We start from the raw sequence: 22,388 nt of genomic DNA on the forward strand, positions 1-22,388 counted from the left end.
CCGAGTTTTGAGTGCGGTACAGGCGCTTGCTTGGCGGGATATCCAGCTTGCCTCACCGAACGATGTTCATGTTTGGCTGGTCAATACGGAAGACTTTTCTGCGGGTGACGCACTTGCCGAGTTTAAACAGCACCTTGAAGAGGACGAGATAGTTCGTCTCAACGCATATCGGTTCGCGCACGACCAACATCGCTTTCTCGTGAGTCGTTGGTTGCGCCATTGTGTGCTGTCGCATTATTTGCAAGGGGCCAGCCTAGATTGCCCAAATGCAACAACGAATCGTCAACGCATTAACGTTCGGCACAGCCCACAGGGGAAGCCAAGGCTGACGCATTTTAATGCTGATGCGTTCGGCTTTAGTATGAGCCACAGTCATCCCTATGTGGTCATGACTGTCAGTCACCGCACGGCCATCGGCGTCGATATGGAACTGCTTCCCGACGATGCTGTGAGGCCCGATGCCTGGTTTGGAATTGCGTCGTCATTTTTTGCACCACATGAAGTCGATTCGATTAAGCGAATGCCGGTTGAGCGACAATATCGTCATTTTCTTGAATATTGGACAATTAAGGAGTCTGTGATTAAAGCGTGTGGCACCACGTTGCACCATGCGCTGTCAGAGGTTATTTGTGACATGAGCGCAGATTCGGTGCTTGCGACCGTGCCCGCGTCCCGCGTCGAGCGTACTTACACAGACCTAGAGATAGACCAGATTCAAGTGTTGGGTGCATGCTTAGTTACGGTAAGTGCAGCATCTTTTGAGCCCTCTCCACCATTGCGAACCTCGGTGTTCAGTTTGCATGAGGGCTTGCAGTGTCGGCCTCTTCACTATGAGCGGATACGGCGAACGTCACGCGCGAGAGGCGAAGCCTAAGCCATGCGTGCCTGCCACGCTATAATTCGTCGGCGGGATTCTATGGTATTGTGGTGTTTGAGGCTGCTATCTAGATAAGCGAACAACGGTGTAAGCAATGAAGGCGGAATTCTACAGTCAACAGATCAATAAACTGCTGAGTATGGTCGAGCTTGGGCGCGGCGATGAGTCAGCGTCGGTGCAGACCTTAGAGGCCAGTGATTATCGGTGTGAATCGCGTTTATCAGACGAGAAGGCCATGTTTCGGCGTTTACCTCTGATGATTGCACACACCTCTGAAATCGCCAACCCGGGGGATTATCTCGTGCGTGAGGTCGATGGACGGTCGTGGTTGATCACGCGCGACCAATCCGGCGTGGTGCACGCGTTGATGAATTACTGTCAACATCGAGGCACTAAGCTGGAGCACAGCGAGTCGGGTTGCAAAAAACGTTTCAGTTGCCCGTACCATGCATGGACTTATGGCGCTGATGGTCGTTTATTGGCGGTGCCTAGGTCGGACCTGTTTCCTGGTCTGGATAAAACTGAGCTGGGGTTGCCGCGTGGTCACATTGAAGAGGCTTATGGGTTCTTGTGGTTGATCCAGGAAACCGGCACCACCAAACCACCGTCGATTGAGCGCTATTTAAATGGATTAGGGCCGGAATTTGAAGCACTAAAGCTGGGCTCATATTCGGTGTACTTTGATAAGACTCGGCACTTAAATGCAAACTGGAAATTTCCGATCTACGCGTTTCTGGAGTCGTACCACATAGCAACGTTGCACCGTGATTCGATTGCGGAATTTTTTGTCAAGAATGTGGCTTTTAGCGAGACATTTGGGCCGCATATCCGATCCTTTGTGCCGCGCAAAAATGTCGATGAGTTGCGTTCAGCCGATCTCAGTGCCCAGTCGATGGCGGAGTACATAACCCCAACCAACATTATTTTCCCAAATGTGTGTATGATCGCGCATCCCACCAGTTATACGGTGATCGCGATGTGGCCTGGCGATAAGCCTGGCACGAGCACTTGGCGACACATGTTGTTGGTGCCAGAGTTGCCGAGCTCTGATGCACAAAAAGCGCACTACGATAAAACGGTGGCGGTGTTAGATGGGGTTACCTACGAACGCGAGGATTTTTGGGTGTCTGAGCAGTTACAACAAGGCGTGGATGCCGGGGCGATCGATAAGTTAGTGTTGGGCAAGAACGAGTTAATGCTCAAGGTTTTCAGTGATACGGTGGACAGATACCTCAAACAGACAGACATGTGAGGTAGGGCACTTAAACCAGCCGATCGTCTGCGCGTTAGCGCGCTGTCGCGCGGCGAGTTGTGCCCAACAACACGTACACGGCACCAGTACCACCATCATTCGCAGGTGTCGATACGACGGCAACCACGTGTTGGTTTTTACTTAGCCAGCCAATCAGCATATTCTTCAATACTGGCATACGGCCCGCCGAATTCCGACCTTTACCATGTACGATACGCACCGCGCTTACTTTTTCCAGTGCGCATTGGTTTATGAAAGCATGAGTCTCGCGCTTGGCGTCACTGACGATCAATCCGTGCAAATCCAGCTCGTCCTGAATGGCATAGTCACCGCGACGCAACTTTTTCAACAACCGAGACGAATACCCGGAACGTAGGAACTTGAGTTCATCCCCGCTCTCGTAGCTGGCACTCTCATCCGACTCCTCCAAGAGCTCGTCCATGACCCGTTGCTCGTCTAGGAGGCGCTGCGCCGGCGTTGGGTCCAGCGGCTTACGGTACGGACGAACACGATCCTGCTTCAGGGGCTTAACGCCATGCCCCAGAAGTCGGTGCATTCTATCTGAGTGGTCGCCTGCCATGTCGCTGGTCGCGCCGAGCTTTAGCTCTCTTGCTCTAGCTGTTTAAGATATTTGTCTGCGTCGAGTGCCGCCATGCAGCCAGAACCAGCAGATGTGATCGCTTGCCGGTAAACGTGATCCATGACGTCGCCGCAGGCGAATACGCCGGGCACACTGGTGGCTGTGGCGTTGCCCTCACTACCGCTTTTGACCTTAATGTAGCCGCCCTGCATGTCCAGTTGGCCCTCAAAGATGCCGGTGTTGGGGCTGTGACCAATGGCGATAAATGCCCCGTCGGCCTTAATTTCTTTGGTGCTGTCGTCTTTGGTGCTTTTGATGCGCACACCGGTCATGCCCATGTCATCGCCCAACACTTCGTCCAGCGTGTGATCCCATTCAACATTAATATTGCCGTTAGCAACCTTGTCGTGAATATGGTCAACCAGAATGGCTTCGGCACGAAATTCATCACGGCGATGGATTACGGTCACTTCTGAAGCAATGTTTGATAGGTACAAAGCCTCCTCAACAGCCGTGTTACCGCCGCCGACGACCACAACCGGTTTGCCGCGATAGAAAAACCCGTCGCACGTTGCGCAGGCCGAGACACCTTTGCCCATGAATGCTTCTTCCGACGGCAGGCCAAGATACTTGGCTGATGCGCCAGTGGCGATGATCAGCGCATCGCAAGTAAAGGTGCCGGAATCGCCGCTTAAGGTAAATGGTCTCTTGCTAAAATCCACGGTGTGGATGTGGTCGAACACGATTTCAGTCTCAAAGCGTTCGGCGTGACGCAACATACGCGCCATCAATTCGTTTCCATCAACGCCTTGATCGTCGCCAGGCCAATTGTCGACCTCGGTGGTGGTCGTGAGTTGTCCACCTTGTTGCATGCCAGTGATTAATACTGGGTTCAGGTTGGCTCTGGCAGCATAGACCGCAGCACTGTAGCCGGCTGGCCCGGAACCAAGAATCAGAACCTTGCAGTGTTTGACATCAGACATGTGGGAAAACTCCGTAATTGAAAATGTGATTTTTAATCGGGTAAATTTTAGCGCACGATTTTAATGAATTTGACTTCGCTTTGACAGTCAGTAAAACAAAACAACGCTGAGCGTCGAATTGATTGCATAACGTATCGTTAGGAATGGTGTTATTCATAAATTTTCGCGTTAGAATACACGGTTTATGGGCGTTTCTTTGCAACTTTCAATCCTTTGCGCAACGCGTTTTACCATTCACATTTATTTTTCGACGTTTTTGCGCAGTAACGATCAACTGGTTCGCGCGAAAACGTGATTGAGTAATTAGATAGATCAGTATGCCCCAGGCGAAACGAAAACAGATCAAAGAAACAGAGCAGGGCCTACTTTCACCACGCGTCAGAGAGCTGAGTTCTGAAATTGTGGTGGTGGTGAGTGCGTTCTTGTCCATTTATGCACTGCTGTCCTTGATGACGTATGATCCGGCGGATCCGGGTTGGTCTCACAGTGGTGGGGCGGGGCGCGAGGTCAGTAATCTGGGCGGCCAATTTGGTGCGAACTTTTCCGACATGCTGTTGCATGGCTTTGGTTACATTTCATTTTTGGTGCCGATTATGATTTTGGCACTCGGGATTAACTACTTTCGTAAGCGTCACGACACCGCAGAACCCTCATACTTTAAGCGCGTATTAATTGCCGCTGGCTTTCTAATTACCGTGATGGGTGGTTGTGGGCTGGAGAATCTTCACTTTAACCACTGGGCAGCCACCAAGCACTTCAATGCTGGCGGTTATCTAGGCGGTTGGTTGACCGGTGGCCTGGTCGACATGTTTGGGGAGATTGGTTCGACCTTGTTGATGGTGACGCTGTTCTTGACCGGCATCACAATTTTTAGCGGTTTGTCCTGGTTTCGATTGATGGACAATATTGGTGCGGCGATCTTTGGGTTGATTGAGCGTGTGCAAAATCAGCGTGAAGAGAAGGTCGATCGCGAAATCGGAGCTAAAGCTCGGATTGTGCGCCAGGAAACGGTGACTGAGCTAAAAGAAAAAGTCAAAGTTGCACCTACCATCATGCCTAAGATTGCGCCCTCCGATGCCAAGCGCGAAGACAGTGGTCGCATGGAGCGAGAAAAGCAAACCACCTTGTTCGACTCCATGCACAGTTCCAATGACGCGCTCCCGGCTTTGTCACTGCTTGACCCGCCAGAAGCTCAGGTGTTTGGCTATTCTGACGAGGAGCTTAATGCTTTGTCCGTCCTGTTGGTGAAAAAGCTTGCTGACTTTAACGTGTCAGTCGAAGTGGTCAGTGTGCACCAAGGGCCAGTTATCACTCGGTTTGAGATCGATCCGGCACCTGGAATCAAGGCTGCAACTATCACCGGTCTGGCAAAGGATCTTGCCCGTGCCTTGTCGACTATGAGTGTGCGGGTGGTCGAAAATATTCCCGGTAAGTCGTACATCGGGATTGAAATCCCCAATGAGTCGCGTGAAATAGTGCGCTTAGTCGAAGGGTTGTCATCCAGCCAGTTCGAGGACATGAGTTCGCCCTTGGCGTTGGTGTTGGGAAAAGACATTAGTGGTAAAACCGTGATTGCGGATCTGGCTAAAATGCCTCATGTGCTGATTGCGGGTACCACCGGTTCCGGTAAGTCAGTGTGTATTAATGCGCTGATTTTGAGTTTGATTTACAAGGCTACCGCACAGCAAGTTCGAATGATCATGGTTGATCCAAAGATGCTTGAATTGTCAGTCTACGAGGGCATTCCGCATTTGTTGTGTCCTGTGGTGACGGATATGAGTGAGGCGGCGAATGCGCTGCGTTGGAGCATCGTTGAGATGGAGCGCCGCTACAAGCTTATGTCGGAACTGGGCGTGCGTAATCTCGCTGGCTATAACCGCAAAGTGAAACTCGCAGAAGAATCCGGCAATCCCGTTCTTGATCCGATGGTGCGCGAGGGCGAGGTGGCTGAACCATTGCAAGAATTGCCTTGTCTGGTGGTGATTATTGACGAGCTGGCAGATTTGATGATGTCGGTCGGAAAAAAAGTTGAAGAGTTGATTACACGGCTGGCGCAAAAAGGTCGCGCCTCGGGCGTGCATTTGATCCTGGCGACGCAGCGGCCGTCGGTGGATGTCATTACCGGTCTGCTCAAAGCCAATATTCCGACCCGAATCGCATTTCAGGTTTCATCTAAAGTCGATTCGCGTACGGTAATTGATCAAATGGGCGCTGAGATGCTGCTCGGCCATGGTGATATGTTGTACTTGCCACCAGGAACCAGTATTCCAGAGCGTGTTCACGGCAGTTTTGTGTCGGATAAAGAAGTGCATGCCGTGGTGGCCTCGCTCAAGGGCAAAGCTCCACCGGAATACGATGAATCGATTCTGAGCGCGCCAAAAGAGGTCAATGATGCGTTGCCAAGCGCGTTTCGCGACGACGCAGTGAATGATGATCCTGAAAATGATCCGTTGTACGACCAGGCTGTTGAGTTCGTTACCCGTACTCGAAAAGCATCCATCTCATCCGTGCAGCGGCAGTTGCGAGTGGGCTACAACCGCGCTGCCCGTATGATCGAGACCATGGAGATGGCCGGTGTGATTACGCCGGCAGAAGAAAACGGGCGCCGAGAAGTCATTGCGCCGCCACCGATAGAGGATTGAGTAATGCGTACCTGGATACAGTGTGTTTGTCTGACGGGCTTGCTTTGTATGAGCTCCATGAGTTCGGCCTCCGAAGTGATGCTGCGCGATTTCTTGAAACAGGTCGATACCTTACAAGCAGACTTCGAACAACGCATCACCGATGAAGGTGGGATGACGATCGAGACTGCCAAAGGAATTTTTTCGCTGTCTCGTCCCGGTAGGTTTCGATGGGATACTGCGTCGGCCGATCCAGATTTTGAGCGCGGCCCGCAGATTGTCTCCAATGGAGAGTCGATTATTTTCTACGAGCCTGACTTGGCCAGCGCTAATGTGCGCAGCTTTGATGAGGCGGTGCAGCAGGCGCCGACGATTGTGCTAGTGCAATCCGGTGAAAAGTTGGACGACGTTTTCACCATCACTGATTACGGTTTGACGGACGGACTCAGTTGGGTTGCCCTGCGCCCTAAAAGCGACGATGCTGGTTTTAACGAGTTGATGATTGGATTTGATAACGGCGCGCTTGCGCAAATTCTGATAACCGATATGTTGGCTAACGAAACGCGTTTGCGTTTGACAAACGTCAAAACCAATCAGTCGCTGCCCGCTGCCCTGTTCGAACTCGAATTACCTGAAGGTGTCGATTTCGTTCACTGATCACGTATCGGTTATGTTGCTTTATATCGGGATTATTGTTGCGGGCGGGCTTGGTGCATTATTGCGCTTTTTGGTTGGGCGGGTACTGCTGCATTCTGGTTGGGCCGCTCTGCCATTGAGTACGTTGGCGGTAAACGCGGTGGGCAGTTTTCTGATGGGGTATTTGTCTTGGCTGCTGGTGCACAAGTGGTCTGCATCGCCGCACATCCAATGGCTGGTGATGACCGGTTTTTTGGGTGGGTTTACGACCTTTTCGGCATTCTCGCTAGAAACTGTTGTGATGATGGAGCAGGGTGCTGAATTGCGTGCTTTGTTTTATGTTTTGTCCCAGGTGTTATTGTGTGTTTCTCTGTGCTGGGTCGGTATTTTTCTGGCACGCCATTCTTAACTTTGCGAAATTATTATGATTGATCCACAGCTATTGCGGACTGATATCCAGTCTGTCGCCAAGGCCTTAAAGTTAAAGGGCCACTCTTTCGATGTTGATGCCTATCAGGTGCTGGAGTCGAAGCGTAAGTCGCTGCAAGTCGAAGCCGAGTCTTTGCAGGCGCAGCGCAACGCAAAATCCAAAGAAATTGGTAAGGTGAAAGCGCAAGGCGGTGATGCGTCCGCCATCATGGCTGAGGTGAACGGCTTCGCTGAGCGAATGAAAGCCGCTCAGAGTGAACTGGATGCGGTTAAAGAACAGCTGTTTGCGATGACCGATGTTATGCCGAATATGCCGCACGCGTCCGTGCCAGAGGGCAGTTCGGAGGGCGAGAATGTCGAAGTGTCTAAATGGGGTACACCGCCTCAGTTCGATTTTACGGTGCGTGATCACGTTGATTTGGGTGAGGCGACGGCGGCACTCGATTTCGAGATGGCAACTAAGATCGCCGGACCGCGATTTGTGGTGATGCGTGGACAGTTGGCTAAGTTAAATCGTGCCTTAATCCAGTATATGTTGGATGTGCATACACAGAATCATGGGTATGAAGAAGTCTATGTGCCGTATCTGGTGAATCAGGAGAGTTTGATTGGTACGGGTCAATTCTCTAAATTTGGCGATCATGATCTGTTTGCTACCCAGGCTGAAGACGGCTACTACTTGATTCCAACGGCGGAAGTCCCAGTGACCAATATTGTGCGTAATGAAATATTAGCAGTGGATCAACTGCCGATGAAGTTGGTTGCGCACACACCGTGTTTTCGACGAGAGGCCGGGAGCTATGGTCGCGACACGCGTGGAATGATTCGACAACATCAATTTGAAAAAGTCGAGTTGGTGCAAATCGTTAAGCCAGAGGATTCATACGACGCGCTCGAACAGTTAACAGGCCACGCAGAAGCGGTGCTACAAGGCTTGGAGCTGCCATACCGCAAGGTCGTATTGTGTGGCGGTGATCTCGGTTTCTCGGCCGCGAAAACCTACGACCTGGAAGTGTGGTTGCCGGGCCAAGATGCGTATCGTGAGATTTCATCGTGCAGTAATTTTGAAAGTTTTCAAGCGCGGCGTTTGGGTGCTCGTTATCGTGTAGAGCAAAAGAAGACTGAGCTGGTTCATACTTTAAATGGTTCAGGTCTCGCGGTGGGGCGTACTTTGCTCGCGATTATGGAAAATTACCAGCAGGCCGACGGGAGTGTCGTAATACCTGATTGTCTGCGTCCATATATGGGTGGCATTGAGGTTATTCTCCAGTCACACGCATAGTGTCTGAAGGGTTTTTGAACGCATGTCCAGTATATTTTTGCTTTAAATAAGCAAGCTAACTGACTGGAATCTATTATTTTTTTTGTTACTTTGCTATCATGCCGATAGGTTGGAGAGCTTCTGGGTGTGTATATGTCTATATAGGCAGATTGTCCGGGGCTCATTAAAAGTGTCGGGTGGTTTAGTTTGCGGTCATGTGGCGGCAAGCTATGGCGTATTTTGTTTATCCGTTGCGGTGATCTAGGGTCAAGCTAAGCACTGTAATAAGTCGTAATAACGAGATGCGCGGTAATAAGATTAAATAGGTCTACTATGTTGGCTTTGAGTTCGAAAATAGTTCGTGGTTGGTTGGAGATTGCGCAACACGTTGGTGCTGTGTGTGGTCAGCGTGCGCGCGCGTCCTCGGTGCTGCTTGTGGGTGCTTGTGTTCTGATGTATTCAGTGTCATCGCATTCGCAAACGTATCGTGTGCCTCCGGCGGGTGAGAGTGAGTTTGACAATAAGAGCGACGCCTACGTCAAGGATTGGCGTACATCCGTGCCGAAGGAAGACTACGAAGATACGGAGTTTGGCGAGTTAATGTATAACGAAGCCAGCACGCCAACTCGCCTGGAAGTATTACGACTGCTGAGTAAGGATACACCGTCTGTTTTGGTGTTTCTCACGGCCGTGTCTATGGGCTTGGATATCGAGTCTGTTTTGCAAGCGTCGGTTCGTTATCAGCCGGAAAAGAGTCGTGACATGACCGCGTCGGCGATCGACATTCTGCCACTATTACCGGACTCCCCTGACTATGTTTATTCCAGTTATGATCTGGAAGATCTTGATCGAGCGGGCCCAAGTGATCCATATTCCGCCAAAGAAGTGGCCAAACGATTCTTCGACGGTCGTGATGTGCTTATGCCTGCACCAGATTGGGTTGACGGTCAGTACCATTTTCTTGCTTCCGCTGCGGAACTCAATGAGCTGGTTGACGACAGCGAAGGCGTCCGTTGGTACCATTCCAAATCTTCAATAGATGTCGCAAAACGGCCGATTTTCGTATCACTTTATGAGGGCACACAGTCGATCCTCATTGACGACGAAGCGCGAGTAAAATCGGCGTTGCGCGCGGACCCGGATGCGTTGTTACCGGTTGTGTTCGTGTTTAATCGAGTGCGTGAGTTTCCTGCTGATAAATTGCCGGATTACCCGAAAACAATTAAAGGAATCCAGCGAGCTTACACCGAGCGCGGCTTAATGCTGACTCCAACCCCTGAGTGGGAAAAAGGCGAATATCATCTCTACGCAAAGATTGACGAATTTGTCGAGGTGTTCGACATTCCGGAAGAAGAGGACTTTGAGCCGGAAGCATGGCAGCGCCTGTTAACCGAAGCAAAAGAATACTCTGTTCCAGATACTTCATTTTTGGCCGTAATTATTGGCGGTGACACGGGTGACGATAACGAAAATTCTGCGCTGACCTACAGTGAATATCACCAATACGCACAGTGGGATGATCCGCGAACTGAGGCTGATTATCCTTACGTTTCGGCCGGCAGTGGAGATGACGATGACGAGCGCGATCAGAGTGACAGTGGTGGCATATCGGTGAAAGCAATCGTTGGTAAGGGGATAATTCTTAACCGCCCAGACCTGATTGCCGCATTAAAAGCACTTGGTGTGGAGGAAGTGCCATTGGCTTTCTATTACGTAGACAACGCTCGTGTGAAACCTTACGTCAAGCGACCACAGGCATTGGTCGAGTCCGTGCTGGGCATTCGACAGCCGACCGGTGGTTCATATGGCGGCGGCGGTGGGGTATCCCCGCCGTGTGCGTCTCCTCCGTGTACTGAGTAAGATTGATTCTGTGAACCGATTTAATTCTATCTGCTGACTTGGGCGGACAGTCGTTGATTTTATTATGAAAAATATTCGAAATAAGCATGCAGCAATGGTCATTGGATTGATCGTCACCGGCGGGGCCGGAAGTGTGTATGCGCAAGTTTCCGACAAGGGGTTGACGCCCGCTGCGAATACCTACCGCTCCTATCAAAATGCGTCCATCGTGCGTGACAGCGGCTTGAGTCAGCCTCTGGACCTGCTGAATGACTTTTATCCTGCGATTTCGCTCACTGCTGCAAAGCATGATAATGTCCGACGTCGTCCTGATTTAGCTGAGGACGATCTCAAAATAACCGCCATACCCAGCTTAGGGTATCGTACCAACATCGGTCGACATAAATTTTATGCCGCATACAGCGGTGTTTATACATTTCATCAGGATGTTGAGCAGGAAGATGCTGAGTCGAACTCAGTGCTAGCCAACCTCGGACTGGATTTGAGCAGGCGGTGGGACTTGGATCTGTTTGGCGGTTTTGGGGACTCTTTTGAAGAACGCGGGATCTCTGGTGGACGTGACTTCGTCGGGTATACTGGCAATGCGTTTGATCGAGGTCCTGAACAGCTGGAGTACAAAGCGTACGGCGCTGACCTGATTTTCGGACGTAAAATCGGTATTTTAAAAGGTGTCCTGGGTTATGAATACGTCGAAACAACGTTTAGCAGTGACGATGAGCTATTTCAATTCGATGCGAGTGAGCGGGATCGCGAGAGTGACGCACTCCATTTAGATCTTGAGTGGCAGTTTGGGGCGCGAACGTCGGTTTTTGGTAGAATTGAAGAAACTGAAACGAACTATTTTAGTGCTGCGAACCAACTTGATAACACGCAGACTGACTACCTGATAGGCCTACGTTGGAAACCATCCAACGCATTGAGTGGTGTTGTTGGTGTCGGTCGCAGCGAGAAAGATTTTGTCAGTCCGGATCAGCCGGACTACGACAGCAGTGTGTATTACGCGAACTTGAATTACTCCTTCAGTGCGTTCTCTAATTTACAGTTTGCTGCCTCGCGACACGTAGAGGAGCCAGCTGATGGCTTTTCAAGCTACTACGAAACTGACTTTTATGGCATTGGCTGGAATCATGCATTGAGTCAACGCGTGGTACTGGATGCCTACTATAAATGGTCTGATGATCACTACAATATTGGTCGAGAAGACTCGTTTGTTGATTGGGGTGTTGGTGTTGATTACGTCTGGCGTAGCTGGATGACAGCCGGTATCTATTATGGGGAGATCGAGCGTGAATCCAATTTTGCAGACATCGCATATGAAGACGCTTACATCGGGTTGCGTTTTCGTTCCGATTTACGTTCTTTGTTCAGCGGCTCTCGACGTGATGAGGTCGAGCCAGCGTCGTTTGACTACCCGAAACGAACCGGCCGTAGTCAATAAAACCCCCGGCGTTTCGTTGCTCGATGTGGCGTCTCTGACTGCGTCGATATCTTACTAAGCGCTAACTTGTACAAAGGCTGCACGTCGAGACAGGTATCATGCTCATTGAAATGCCACAGCGAGTCTTTTCGGGCGTGTGCTGTGCGTTAGTAAGTGTCCGAGTTAGACGCAAATTTGTTACATATATTAGTCCAAATGTCGACGCCAGCTTGAGGGTTGGTATTTGAAATTAGTGCAAGAGTTGATGAAAGAAATGTTTACTTTGAGGTGGCGAATGCAAACAATACTGCGCACTCCGAATTCGCTTAACAACCTGCGAAGTGTGTGTATTGTTGCTGCGCTTTGCGTTGCCTCACTGGTTTCGGCTCACGTCTCAGCTCAGAATACGGATGGCCCCTCAACATCAAAGCTGCAAATTTATCTTCAAAAGCCATACCAGAAAATCACTGATCTCGAGACGGTGGCTGACTACACTGTGGTGGCGCGCGGCACGCGCTGGTCAACCGTGCGATTTAGCCAGCCGGTTGTCCCCGGTTGGGTGAGCAAAGCGTATGTTGAACTTGCCGACGATAAGGTCACGGTCACGGCTGATGTGCTGAATGTTCGGCTACGACCAAGTCAAGAGTCCCGAGTTATGACTCAGGTTGAGCGAGGTTATGTCAGCGATGTGGTAGGTCGCTATGGCGATTTTGTGCAAATCAAATTGCCCCCTCAATTTGCGGTTGCATTGCGTAATTCTGGGGTGGCTACAGTGTCTGTGGCAGGTGCACCTAATAGTACGAAACCGTCGACGGCCTCCAGTACGAAACCGTCGCCGGCCTCCGAATTGCACCGCATCGCGCCGGGTGATTCCATTTCACTGCGGGTTTTTGGCGAAGACGATTTGAGCACTGAGAATGTGCGCGTACCGCAAAGTGGTCAGGTTTCATTCCCGCTTGTAGGTCCGGTGAGCGTTGTCGGTAAAACAACCGACGAAGTGGAACAGCAAATGGTGGCGCTGTTGTCACAAGGCTACGTTCGAAACCCGCGAGTCTCAGTGACGATATTTAGTTATCGGCCCATTTTTATACGTGGCGGCGTAAACAATACAGGAGCATTTCCTTACACTGAAGGCCTGACCGTCGCCAAGGCGATCGCGCTCGCAGGTGGTAGCAAAGCGTCGGCTAAAGACGACGGCGTCAGCATTTTGCGTGATGGAGAAACGTTGGCTGAAGGGTTGAGCGTAGACAGTACCTACCGGATCGCATCCGGCGACGTGATCAGTGTGACGGAAGAGCTGGGTGAGGATGATCGGCTATATATCTACGTTCACGGCGAAGTCCAGGCGCCGGGTGAATACGTGTATCGTCGAGGTTTGACTGTCGAGAAAGCCATTGTGCTGGCGAGTGGGTACACGCTTCGTGCTTCCAAACGCAAAATTAGTGTCACCCGGTATGCCGGGATGAGTGAAGACCAAGAGCCGATCAAGATGAAGCGGGTTGAGTTATATACACCGATCGAACCTGGCGACGTCATCAACGTTGGTGCCAGCTGGTTTTAAGTGATGAATTCAACACCACACATTTCCACTCATTCTAAAAGCGCAGAAAATCTGGTTCAGGATTTCCTCGGCAATGGGCAAAATCAAATAGCGGCATCGCAAGACACATTGTCAGCCACGCTGGCAAATTTCTGGCAGATCATTAAGGATGGTAAGTGGGGAATACTCGCCTTGATGTTGCTCGGGTTGATTGGCGGGATATTAAAGGCGGTTTCAGAAACCCCGGTTTATCAAGCGCGCCTGACGATGGCGGTGGAACCAAGCATGTCGCACCAGACCAACATTAATGTGTTTGATCCGTACGCCTATCGGTTTTACGAGACACAATATGAACTCTTAAAAAGCCGATCTGTTGCGGAACGAGTAGTTGACCGGCTGAACCTGGTCGAGCGTGAAGATGTGCATCATTTGTTGGTTCCACCGAGCACAATGCGTTCCTTAGCGATTGAAGCCTCGAAGCTTACCGGAATTGAGTTTGTGGACGACGTTGAAGTGTCGCCCAAGAAGCTCGATCTCAGTGCAACGCAGGCGCGTCAAAAGAAAACATGGTTGACCAGTGTTATTCAATCCGGCGTGAATGTGAGCGGCGGTGAGAAGACCAATCTTGTGCAAGTTACCTTTAACTCAATTAACCCTGAGTTCGCGGCTGAAATCGCTAATGAGTTGGTCAGTGCTTATATCGATCTGGGGTTAGATTCGCAAGCTAATCGATCTCAACAGACGTCGCTCTGGTTGTCGCAGCGAATTGATGACCTAAAAACGACGCTGGATAAAGCGCAGTCCGATTTACAAAACTTTTTGGTCAGCGAGAATTTATTGGATACAGATCGATCCAATCAAATCACCACCGTTGAACTACAAGCCTTAAATTCGGATTACATTACGGCACAGTCGAAATTGGATGAGCTCGCGAAGCGCTACGGAACCCGGCATCCTAAGATATCGGAGGCACGGGCTGAAGTGGCTGCTGCGAGACAACGGCTGGAATCAAAGTCTCGGTCAATTGCGTCATCGCGTGAAAAGCAGGTGGAGCGCGAGCGACTTGAACGGGATGTTCAAGTCAATCAAGAATTGTACGAAGCATTTCTAGCAAAGTTTAAAGAAGCAGATCTGTCATCCTCTGGTTCACGTCTTGCGTCTGCCCGTATTGTCGATCGTGCACTACCGCCGAGAAACCCGATTTACCCGCAGAAACAAAAAATTGTCATGATGTGGGTCTTCGGTGGACTCTGTTTAGGTTTAATGCTCGCCTACGTCAGAGAGCAACTTGATACGTCTTTTCGAAGCGGACGTCATGTCGAAGAAAAGTTAGGGCTACCGCTTCTTGGCGTGATTCAAGATATGACAAAGCAGGTAGATAATGTAGAACGTCATTATCTAAGTAATAAGCGATCCGTATTTGCCGAATCGTTTAACCACATTCGAACTGGAGTGATGTACTCCAATGTCGATAATCCGCCCAAGGTCATGTTGGTGACATCATCGGTCCAAAGCGAAGGCAAGACCACCGTCGCATCAAACTTGGCGCTTTCTTACGCTCAATTGGGTAACACATTGCTGATTGATGCGGATCTCCGACGACCACGCATAAAGCATATTATTGATTCGGATACACGGTTTGGTTTGGTGGACTACGTTGCCGGCGTTGTGCCGCTTCAAGATTGTGTTCGACAGGATGCTGATGAGAAGAATTTATTTGTGCTTAATTCTGGGACGACCCCGCCCAACCCGCTCGAATTGCTTGCGAGTGACCGTTTCAAGAGTATTTTAGAAGAGTTGCGTTCCAGATATTCTTACATCGTCGTTGATACTGCGCCTGTCTTACCTGCCAGTGATGCGGTGGTGTTGGGGCGGCTGTGCGATGCCGTGCTGATGGTGGTACAGTCTGATCGTACGACGCACCACATGGCGCGAGACGCAATCAAGCGATTGAACGCAAGCAAAGTAGCGATTGAGGGTTTGATACTCACGCAAGCGAATATTAAGAAGGGGAATCCGTATCAATACGGTGGTTACTACGGTTACGGCGCATACGCTTACGTTGAGGACAAAGATAAAGCATAATAGAGACCGAAGGAGGGGGCTTGGAGCATGACTCGTGTCTCAACGAATAGGTTTTCATACAAAATTGGCATCGCCGTCCTGCTGGGCTTGTGTTTTGCATGGCTGGGCAAGCAGGCTATCGAGAGCGCTTACCACCTGGGCGAATCGCCCCCTGAGGGTTTGAATCTGTTTTCCGTTTCTCAGGCTCAATTCGCTGCGCAAAATACGCTGACTCAATCGATCGATCAGTTGGAAGTCAACGTATGGGGGCAGGAGCGTTCGGTGTTGATTGGCCGGGTTGAATCGCTACTGCAGTTGCAAATTAATCAGACGCCGTTTGATGCACAGAATTGGCGCGCATTGGTGGAGGTGCAAGCCGAAGCTGCAGGCGGTGTTGAAGATCGCGCGTGGACACTTGCGCAAGACTGGAAGTTTAACAATTGGAATGAAAGCACGCGCTTTGACATAACTCATCACTGTGTTGATGAGTATGAGATGTTTAACGTCGTCGCCCCAAGGTTATGTGGGCAGCTTATTCGTAACTTGCCCGCGACGAGTAACAAGCGGGTCCTGGCGCGCTTTTTGGGCGTCACTGAGGCTCGGTTAGCACAGGTACTGGTGGCGGAGGGGCTGCGTTATGAGGAGTTGAATCAATGATGGCAACGGACGCCTCTGAATTTCGAATATTTGCGTCGGTGGTTGGAAAATTGCTTGATCAATTTGCCTGGTGGAGCTTTCTTTTATTGCTCGCAGTTTCCAGTTTTATTGATGATATTTATCCGAGCAAACACTGGCTTCTCATTACGGCCGGTTTCTGTTTTGCCCTCACGTTACACCTTTTTGGAACCGCCCTGGGCGCTCGATGTAATTACCGAGGTATTCGCTCCAGTGCGCCCGTCGTTGGACTCTTCGCCGTGGGTTTGCTCTGGTTGGTGTTACAAATCTTGGTGCCTGCGCAACACTATGGCCATGAACTGCTACTCTCAAATGCGTTAGACAAGCATGCGGCACCGCCTTGGTTTAATCCGAATTTAAGCTGGAGCGTCACACCAATAGAAACGCGTCACCTTTTGTTTAGCGAACTAATTTGTCTTTTGGCTCTGTTGCTGATGCTCTCGATGTTGTGCACACGGCAACGATTAAGACAGGTATTGTTGATCGTAACGATTGTGGCGGGTGTTCATGCTGTGTCTGCCATCACCGCAAAATACGCGGATACCTCCTTGGTTGATACAGCTCAGTTGGATGGTCACTTTACTGTGGCCCGAGGCTGGTTTATTAACCGAAATCACTTAGCAAGCTTTTTGATTCTTACCAGCGTCGGATGGATGAGTGTGTTTCTTCACCGCTGCCTCAGAAGCGACACAGGTGGGACTCTCATAGCCCGAATTTTTACTAAGCGAATGCTAGTCAGTATTCCCAGCGTGATGGTGATGGTTTTAATTGTGATTGCGGTCACGTTGACGTCTTCGCGTGCGGGTATTGTCAGTGTGCTCATCTTATTCTTGGTGTTCGCACTGACTACAATGAAACGAAATTCGCAAGCGCGATGGACGCTGTCATTGCTTGCTGGCATGACACTCTTTGTGTCTCTCTTGGTGGTTTATTTTGGAGAGGGGGTTCTGCAGCGGTTCTCGGGGCAGGAAGGGTTGCTCGGCGAACGTGGAGAACAATGGCAGGCAACTTGGTTGCTGATCAAACACAACGTGCTGCTAGGCTATGGGGGCAATAGCTATGCGACTTTGTTTCAAATGGTGCGTGACAATGATGGTCTTCGGCAATTGATCTACAATCAGGCACACAACGATTATCTGCACATTTGGTTTGAGCAAGGGATAGTCGGGTTGGCACTTTGGTTAGGTGTTATCGCGGTCACCTTTTACAAAGGAATCGCGAGTCTAAAGCGAACTCAGAGTACGCTTGTGGCCGCAGCTATTATTGCGTCACTTGCGACTCTCGGCGCTGCGTTGATGCAGTCTTTGGTAGACTTCAACTTGCAAATTCTTAGCATACGTATCTACTTCTTTGTAATAATAGCGATAGTGGTTTCGGTTCCGAGCATCCGACACATCAAATTAAATGATGTTCATGTGCGTAGTCAGTAGTCAAAATAATAATCAAGGGGCTCTATGACAAAAAAAATTCTAGTGACGGGTGGAGCAGGATTCTTGGGGTCCCACCTCTGCGAGCGTTTGCTCGAGCAAGGTCATGAAGTTCTCTGCGTAGACAATTATTTTACCGGAGCCAAGGCTAACATCCGCCACCTGCTGGAGATCCCGCAGTTTGAGCTGATGAGGCATGATGTGACGTTTCCTCTGTACGTCGAGGTTGATGAGATTTACAATCTCGCTTGCCCTGCGTCACCGATCCATTATCAACACGACCCAGTTCAGACCACAAAAACCAGTGTGCATGGTGCGATCAACATGCTCGGGCTCGCGAAGCGCGTCAATGCAAAAATTTTGCAGGCGTCCACGAGCGAGGTGTATGGCGATCCCAGCGTGCATCCTCAAAGCGAATCGTATTGGGGGAATGTCAATCCAATTGGGATTCGGTCTTGTTATGACGAAGGTAAACGCTGCGCTGAAACGTTGTTCTTTGATTATCATCGTCAACATAGTGTCGGCATCAAGGTGATGCGGATCTTTAATACCTATGGTCCAAGAATGCACCCAAACGACGGACGTGTGGTATCGAATTTTATTGTCCAGGCTCTGAAGGGCGATCCGATAACCATATATGGTGAAGGTCAGCAAACACGCTCGTTCTGCTACGTTGATGATTTGATCACTGGCATGATTTTGCTCATGGAAACCGGCGCCAACATCACTGGACCGATCAACATCGGTAACCCAAATGAATTCACGATCTTAGAACTGGCTCAGCGGGTGATCGAGTTGACCGGTTCTAAAAGTGAACTTGTGTATAAGCCATTACCTGGGGACGACCCGCAACAGCGTCAGCCAGATATATCTCTGGCCGAGCAGGAGCTCGGATGGAACCCAACCATCGCACTCGATCAAGGGCTTGAAAAAACAATCGCCTATTTCAGATCCGTCATTTAAGGCGATGAGTAAACATGATGTGCAAACCCCAGGTGCCCGACAGCGGCCAATGACTTGATATGTTAAAGCCAGCAAAACAATTTTTCGTAGGGCGGCCCAATATTGGCAATCGAGATGCGTTGTATCAACGGGTGGATTCTATTTTCGATAGTTATTGGCTGACGAATGATGGCGGTTACGTCCGGGAGTTGGAAGCCAAGCTTGCCGACTACCTGGATGTGGAACACTGTATCGCGATGTGTAATGGCACCGTGGCGTTGGAGCTGGCCATACGAGCCACCGGGATGACGGGTAACGTGCTGGTACCGGCGATGACGTTTATCGCGACCGCGCATGCATTGCAATGGCAGCAGATTCGGCCTGTTTTTGTGGATATTGATCCACATAGTCTAAATATTTGCCCTGCTGCTGCCGAGCGTATGATCGACGAGACAACCACTGGCATTTTAGGGGTTCATCTCTACGGTCGTCCGTGTGATATCAAATCGCTTTCCAGTCTGGCTGAAAAACACGATCTACGCTTGGTTTTTGATGCTGCGCATGCTTTCGGTTCAAGCTACCAAGGTAGAAAACTGGGCGGGTTTGGTGACTGCGAAGTATTTAGTTTTCATGCCACCAAGGTATTTAACACGTTTGAGGGCGGGGCTGTTACGACCAATGATTCAGAATTAGCGGCGCGGCTCAGATTAATGCGCAACTTTGGTTTTGAGGGCGAGGACGCTGTGTCATATATCGGCACTAACGGTAAGATGGCTGAGATTAATGCCGCCATGGGGTTAACGAACTTCGAGCAAGTCGATGCGTTCATTAACGTCAATAAGGAGAACTATCAGGCCTACCAAGCAGGGTTGCGCGATGTCTCTGGTGTCCGTTTGATAGATTTCGATGAGAATGAATTGAATAATTATCAATACGTCATTATCGAGATCGACGCGAAACGTGCTGGGCGTACGCGCGATGAACTTAAACGCTTCCTGAGCGAGCACGGGGTGGTTGCGCGTCGATATTTTTACCCCGGTTGTCACCGAATGGAGCCGTATCGTAGTTTGTACCCGCAAGCGGGTGAAAACTTGCCCGCGACCGAGGCGTTTAGCGAAGTGATGTTGGCGATGCCGACTGGAACACAGATAACCACTGACGAAGTTTCGCAGATTTGTGAAACGATTCGCGAATACCTTCGGGCGTAACTGATGGTCGCCAAACTGCTTATTGTTGGTGCGGGGGGACATGCTCGTTCAGCCATTGATGTGGTTGAAAGTGACGTTAACTACGAAGTCGATTGCTTGTACGACCCTACCGCCAGTGAAGAAAGTGACGTGTTTGGCTACCCGGTCTATGCTGCGAACACTGGGTTGGACGAATTGATTGGTCGGCGGCGCTGTGACGTATTTGTCGCCGTAGGTGATAATTTTCAACGGCAACGAATTCAACACGAAATTACCTCCAACAATAACCACGTTCGATTTGCAACCTTAGTCCATAAACAATCGTCTGTTAGTCAACGAGCGTCAATTGGTGCGGGTTGCATTATTATGGCAGGCGCAATCGTAAATGCTGGCAGTCGATTGGGGGCGGGCGTGATTGTGAATAGTAGCGCCAGTGTGGATCACGATTGTGTGATCGGTGAATTTGCTAGCTTGGCACCGGGCGCTGTAGTGGGTGGTGCTGTATCGGTCGGTGCGCGGACGGCAGTTGGTTTGGGAGCCAAGGTTATTCACGCAGTTACGCTGGCAAACGATATTGTCATTGGCGCTGGCTCCTTGGTGCTAAGCAACATCGAGCAGGATTTAAGCGTAGCCTACGGCCATCCCGCACGTATCGTGCGACAACGCGCAGCCGATGAGCCGTACCTTTAACCCTTAGGATGGTAATAATATTGAGAAAAATAAGGGGAGATAGCAGTTTGCAAACATCATCCCGAGTTGCGTTGCCAAACACAAACAGCTGTTACTGATCAACTTCGACTGGTATTCTGACGACCTTGAAAAGTGAAGGATAATTGGGGCGCATCCGTCCGTCATTTTTCTCAGCGTGAGTTTTGCTATTTTAGACGGTGTGGTGTGTTAACCACGGCGCGTTTCGTGTCCGGATTGCTCACAGTTTTATACGCGCTTACTCAGCTGTGTTTGGGTCTGATATACCCCGCGATGCGGGGAGCAAGGCGATACACGTAACCTAACAACTATTTCAACACGCAGAATTACATGAAACAGGGTCGAACAAGCGTACAACTGCTTCGTTGTTTCAATAGTGATGCGCGAATGAGTATGGAAGTGTATGCAGATTCTCTCAGTGCTGCGCTGGCGTTGGCGGGCGCCGAAGTAAGTCATTTTCGACCTGTTAGTTGGCTCGAAAGGAAGGCACAAAATCGCTTTGTGATGCGCTTCCTGCGCTACGTTTCTTATCCGTGGCAAGTAAGGAAAAACGCAGCTGATGGCGCGTTAATTCAGCATGTGACCGATCATGGTTATGCTCACCTGTATCCTCAGCTGTCCGCTACCGTCAAAGTTTGTTCGGCGCATGACCTAATCCCGTTGCTGAGCTGGAAGGGCATCATCGAAACGGTGTTGGCACCGGACGGTACGCCGAGTGACTCGCGTGCCGCAGCACGAAAACCAGTGCTAAACCTCCATTCATTGTCATTTTTGGATCGCTTCGATCATCTAATTACCATCAGTGAGCAAAGTGCCGCTGACTTAGTTCAATACTTGGGAATCGACAAGCAAAAGATCAGCGTGGTGCCGCCTGTGATAGCTGCCCACTACGTGCCTCAGGCGCCAGATGAAATCGAACGAGTGATGGCTAAGTATGGCCTGCAAATGGATCGCAAGTGGATCATGATTAGCGGCAGTGAGTACTATAAGAATCATCGGAATTCGTTATTGGCGATTGCACAGTTGATAAAACGCACCAAGCAAAAGATTGGCATCTTCAAGAGCGGTTGGGTGACGCCGGAGTTTGCACAGATGGTCGAAGAGCTTGGTTTGTCGAGTTATACGGTCACTTCTCATATAGCCGGCGATGATTTGCCAGCGATCTATTCTGCAGTCGATTGCCTAAGCTTTCCGTCACTTTATGAGGGTTTTGGGATGCCCGTTGCCGAGGCTGCAGCATGTGGGACACCAGTGGTGATTTCAGATCGAGGAGCTCTAAAAGAGCTAAATTTGGGCTTGTTTTCGAACCTGGATCCATTTGATACGCAGGCCATTTCGTGCGCGATTGAGAGGGCGTTGTTTGATAAACCCTTCCGAGAACATATTCAACATGAAGGGCCGCAAGCGGTGGCACGGTTTCGAGAAGCCGCTGTGGGTCAGCAATGCATAAATCTATACCGAGAACTATTACGTTGAACTTTGGAGCAATCATTGCGGCCAGGTTGTTTGAATTGCTGAGATCAAAATGCCGCCAGCTTGGGCCCCAACGTTGTTGAAACACGGTTTCATCGGCAAGCCGCTGTTGTTGTGCAGTTGAGGTAGCCCCTTTAATAGGTTCCGTTGGCGCGATGTCGTTTGTATCCATTTTGTCTAAGTGCGAACGTTAATTTAAACTGACTGCAATGTGGCTAACTCTGATCATGTGTTGAGAGCCAAAAAAGTTCTCACATTAGTCACTAATTCTGAGAAAATCTGACTGTGTACCTTGCTGCGACGTCACTATACAGTCTGGGCTGTCTTTTTCCGTAAGGTATTATCACGCGTGGCTGGGGTCATGCCCATCAAACGACGACCCCTTTGAGCATCACAAGCGACGGTCGTGATGATTTTAGCCGCAGTAAACTAACACTGAGAGAAGTGCGCAAATTC

General features: G+C 50.1%; 18 protein-coding genes. 16 read left to right on the forward strand and 2 right to left on the reverse strand.

Going from position 1 to position 22,388, the window contains the following annotated elements; all coding sequences use genetic code 11:
- Positions 1–7 precede the first annotated feature (7 nt).
- Together IE055_RS08915 and IE055_RS08920 are read left to right on the forward strand one after the other, a co-directional pair.
- Positions 8–874 carry a 4'-phosphopantetheinyl transferase family protein gene (locus tag IE055_RS08915; RefSeq protein WP_189399921.1) on the forward strand — a complete coding sequence of 289 codons (867 nt, stop codon included), beginning with the start codon at positions 8–10 and terminating at the stop codon, positions 872–874.
- Between the two features lie 97 nt (positions 875–971).
- Entirely contained in the window at positions 972–2,129 is a 1,158-nt protein-coding gene (locus tag IE055_RS08920) for an aromatic ring-hydroxylating oxygenase subunit alpha (protein WP_189399923.1), read from the forward strand.
- A 34-nt stretch (positions 2,130–2,163) separates the two neighbouring features.
- On the opposite strand, the gene IE055_RS08925 is transcribed toward IE055_RS08920, so the two are convergent.
- Both IE055_RS08925 and trxB read right to left on the reverse strand, forming a co-directional pair.
- Positions 2,164–2,709, reverse strand: coding sequence for a Smr/MutS family protein (locus tag IE055_RS08925; protein WP_189399925.1), 546 nt, complete (start codon positions 2,707–2,709; stop codon positions 2,164–2,166).
- Positions 2,710–2,729: 20 nt separating this feature from the next.
- Positions 2,730–3,692, reverse strand: a complete 963-nt coding sequence (gene trxB / locus IE055_RS08930) for a thioredoxin-disulfide reductase (RefSeq protein WP_189399927.1) — start codon at positions 3,690–3,692, stop codon at positions 2,730–2,732.
- A 317-nt stretch (positions 3,693–4,009) separates the two neighbouring features.
- Here trxB and IE055_RS18005 point away from each other — a divergent pair, with 317 nt between their 5' ends.
- From IE055_RS18005 to IE055_RS09000, 14 genes are all read left to right on the forward strand, one after another.
- Entirely contained in the window at positions 4,010–6,334 is a 2,325-nt protein-coding gene (locus IE055_RS18005) for a DNA translocase FtsK (protein WP_189399930.1), read from the forward strand.
- 3 nt (positions 6,335–6,337) lie between these two features.
- Positions 6,338–6,970, forward strand: a complete 633-nt coding sequence (gene lolA / locus IE055_RS08940; RefSeq protein ID WP_189399932.1) for an outer membrane lipoprotein periplasmic chaperone LolA — start codon at positions 6,338–6,340, stop codon at positions 6,968–6,970.
- A 13-nt stretch (positions 6,971–6,983) separates the two neighbouring features.
- Positions 6,984–7,358 (forward strand): fluoride efflux transporter CrcB, encoded by a 375-nt coding sequence (crcB, locus tag IE055_RS08945; RefSeq protein WP_189399934.1) that lies wholly within the window; start codon positions 6,984–6,986, stop codon positions 7,356–7,358.
- Positions 7,359–7,373: 15 nt separating this feature from the next.
- On the forward strand, positions 7,374–8,660 hold the full coding sequence (serS, locus tag IE055_RS08950; protein ID WP_189399936.1) for a serine--tRNA ligase: 1,287 nt from the start codon (positions 7,374–7,376) through the stop codon (positions 8,658–8,660).
- A 312-nt stretch (positions 8,661–8,972) separates the two neighbouring features.
- Positions 8,973–10,499, forward strand: a complete 1,527-nt coding sequence (locus IE055_RS08955) for a hypothetical protein (RefSeq protein WP_189399938.1) — start codon at positions 8,973–8,975, stop codon at positions 10,497–10,499.
- A gap of 64 nt (positions 10,500–10,563) precedes the next feature.
- Positions 10,564–11,937, forward strand: a complete 1,374-nt coding sequence (locus IE055_RS08960; protein ID WP_189399940.1) for an outer membrane beta-barrel protein — start codon at positions 10,564–10,566, stop codon at positions 11,935–11,937.
- A gap of 274 nt (positions 11,938–12,211) precedes the next feature.
- A complete protein-coding gene (locus IE055_RS08965) occupies positions 12,212–13,477 on the forward strand; it encodes a polysaccharide biosynthesis/export family protein (RefSeq protein ID WP_189399942.1) in 1,266 nt (421 codons plus the stop codon).
- Between the two features lie 3 nt (positions 13,478–13,480).
- Positions 13,481–15,541 carry a GumC family protein gene (locus IE055_RS08970; protein ID WP_189399944.1) on the forward strand — a complete coding sequence of 687 codons (2,061 nt, stop codon included), beginning with the start codon at positions 13,481–13,483 and terminating at the stop codon, positions 15,539–15,541.
- 27 nt (positions 15,542–15,568) lie between these two features.
- Entirely contained in the window at positions 15,569–16,177 is a 609-nt protein-coding gene (locus IE055_RS08975; protein WP_189399946.1) for a hypothetical protein, read from the forward strand.
- A complete protein-coding gene (locus tag IE055_RS08980; RefSeq protein WP_189399948.1) occupies positions 16,174–17,625 on the forward strand; it encodes an O-antigen ligase family protein in 1,452 nt (483 codons plus the stop codon). The genes IE055_RS08975 and IE055_RS08980 overlap by 4 nt, the downstream gene beginning before the upstream one ends.
- Positions 17,626–17,649: 24 nt before the next feature.
- Positions 17,650–18,585 (forward strand): UDP-glucuronic acid decarboxylase family protein, encoded by a 936-nt coding sequence (locus IE055_RS08985; protein ID WP_189399950.1) that lies wholly within the window; start codon positions 17,650–17,652, stop codon positions 18,583–18,585.
- Positions 18,586–18,644: 59 nt separating this feature from the next.
- Positions 18,645–19,772, forward strand: coding sequence for a DegT/DnrJ/EryC1/StrS family aminotransferase (locus IE055_RS08990; RefSeq protein WP_189399952.1), 1,128 nt, complete (start codon positions 18,645–18,647; stop codon positions 19,770–19,772).
- 3 nt (positions 19,773–19,775) lie between these two features.
- Positions 19,776–20,441 carry an acetyltransferase gene (locus IE055_RS08995; RefSeq protein ID WP_189399954.1) on the forward strand — a complete coding sequence of 222 codons (666 nt, stop codon included), beginning with the start codon at positions 19,776–19,778 and terminating at the stop codon, positions 20,439–20,441.
- A 348-nt stretch (positions 20,442–20,789) separates the two neighbouring features.
- A complete protein-coding gene (locus tag IE055_RS09000; protein ID WP_189399956.1) occupies positions 20,790–21,935 on the forward strand; it encodes a glycosyltransferase family 4 protein in 1,146 nt (381 codons plus the stop codon).
- Positions 21,936–22,388 lie beyond the last annotated feature (453 nt).

The organism is Arenicella chitinivorans (assembly GCF_014651515.1).
Classification (GTDB): domain Bacteria; phylum Pseudomonadota; class Gammaproteobacteria; order Arenicellales; family Arenicellaceae; genus Arenicella; species Arenicella chitinivorans.

Bases quoted from the DNA above. Each gene is read 5' to 3' on its own strand.
- IE055_RS08920 (WP_189399923.1), top strand. From the start codon at position 972: ATGAAGGCGGAATTCTACAGTCAACAGATCAATAAACTGCTGAGTATG.
- IE055_RS08925 (WP_189399925.1), bottom strand. From the start codon at position 2,709: ATGGCAGGCGACCACTCAGATAGAATGCACCGACTTCTGGGGCATGGC.
- trxB (WP_189399927.1), bottom strand. From the start codon at position 3,692: ATGTCTGATGTCAAACACTGCAAGGTTCTGATTCTTGGTTCCGGGCCA.
- IE055_RS18005 (WP_189399930.1), top strand. From the start codon at position 4,010: ATGCCCCAGGCGAAACGAAAACAGATCAAAGAAACAGAGCAGGGCCTA.
- lolA (WP_189399932.1), top strand. From the start codon at position 6,338: ATGCGTACCTGGATACAGTGTGTTTGTCTGACGGGCTTGCTTTGTATG.
- crcB (WP_189399934.1), top strand. From the start codon at position 6,984: ATGTTGCTTTATATCGGGATTATTGTTGCGGGCGGGCTTGGTGCATTA.
- serS (WP_189399936.1), top strand. From the start codon at position 7,374: ATGATTGATCCACAGCTATTGCGGACTGATATCCAGTCTGTCGCCAAG.
- IE055_RS08955 (WP_189399938.1), top strand. From the start codon at position 8,973: ATGTTGGCTTTGAGTTCGAAAATAGTTCGTGGTTGGTTGGAGATTGCG.
- IE055_RS08960 (WP_189399940.1), top strand. From the start codon at position 10,564: ATGAAAAATATTCGAAATAAGCATGCAGCAATGGTCATTGGATTGATC.
- IE055_RS08965 (WP_189399942.1), top strand. From the start codon at position 12,212: ATGCAAACAATACTGCGCACTCCGAATTCGCTTAACAACCTGCGAAGT.
- IE055_RS08970 (WP_189399944.1), top strand. From the start codon at position 13,481: ATGAATTCAACACCACACATTTCCACTCATTCTAAAAGCGCAGAAAAT.
- IE055_RS08975 (WP_189399946.1), top strand. From the start codon at position 15,569: ATGACTCGTGTCTCAACGAATAGGTTTTCATACAAAATTGGCATCGCC.
- IE055_RS08980 (WP_189399948.1), top strand. From the start codon at position 16,174: ATGATGGCAACGGACGCCTCTGAATTTCGAATATTTGCGTCGGTGGTT.
- IE055_RS08985 (WP_189399950.1), top strand. From the start codon at position 17,650: ATGACAAAAAAAATTCTAGTGACGGGTGGAGCAGGATTCTTGGGGTCC.
- IE055_RS08990 (WP_189399952.1), top strand. From the start codon at position 18,645: ATGTTAAAGCCAGCAAAACAATTTTTCGTAGGGCGGCCCAATATTGGC.
- IE055_RS08995 (WP_189399954.1), top strand. From the start codon at position 19,776: ATGGTCGCCAAACTGCTTATTGTTGGTGCGGGGGGACATGCTCGTTCA.
- IE055_RS09000 (WP_189399956.1), top strand. From the start codon at position 20,790: ATGAAACAGGGTCGAACAAGCGTACAACTGCTTCGTTGTTTCAATAGT.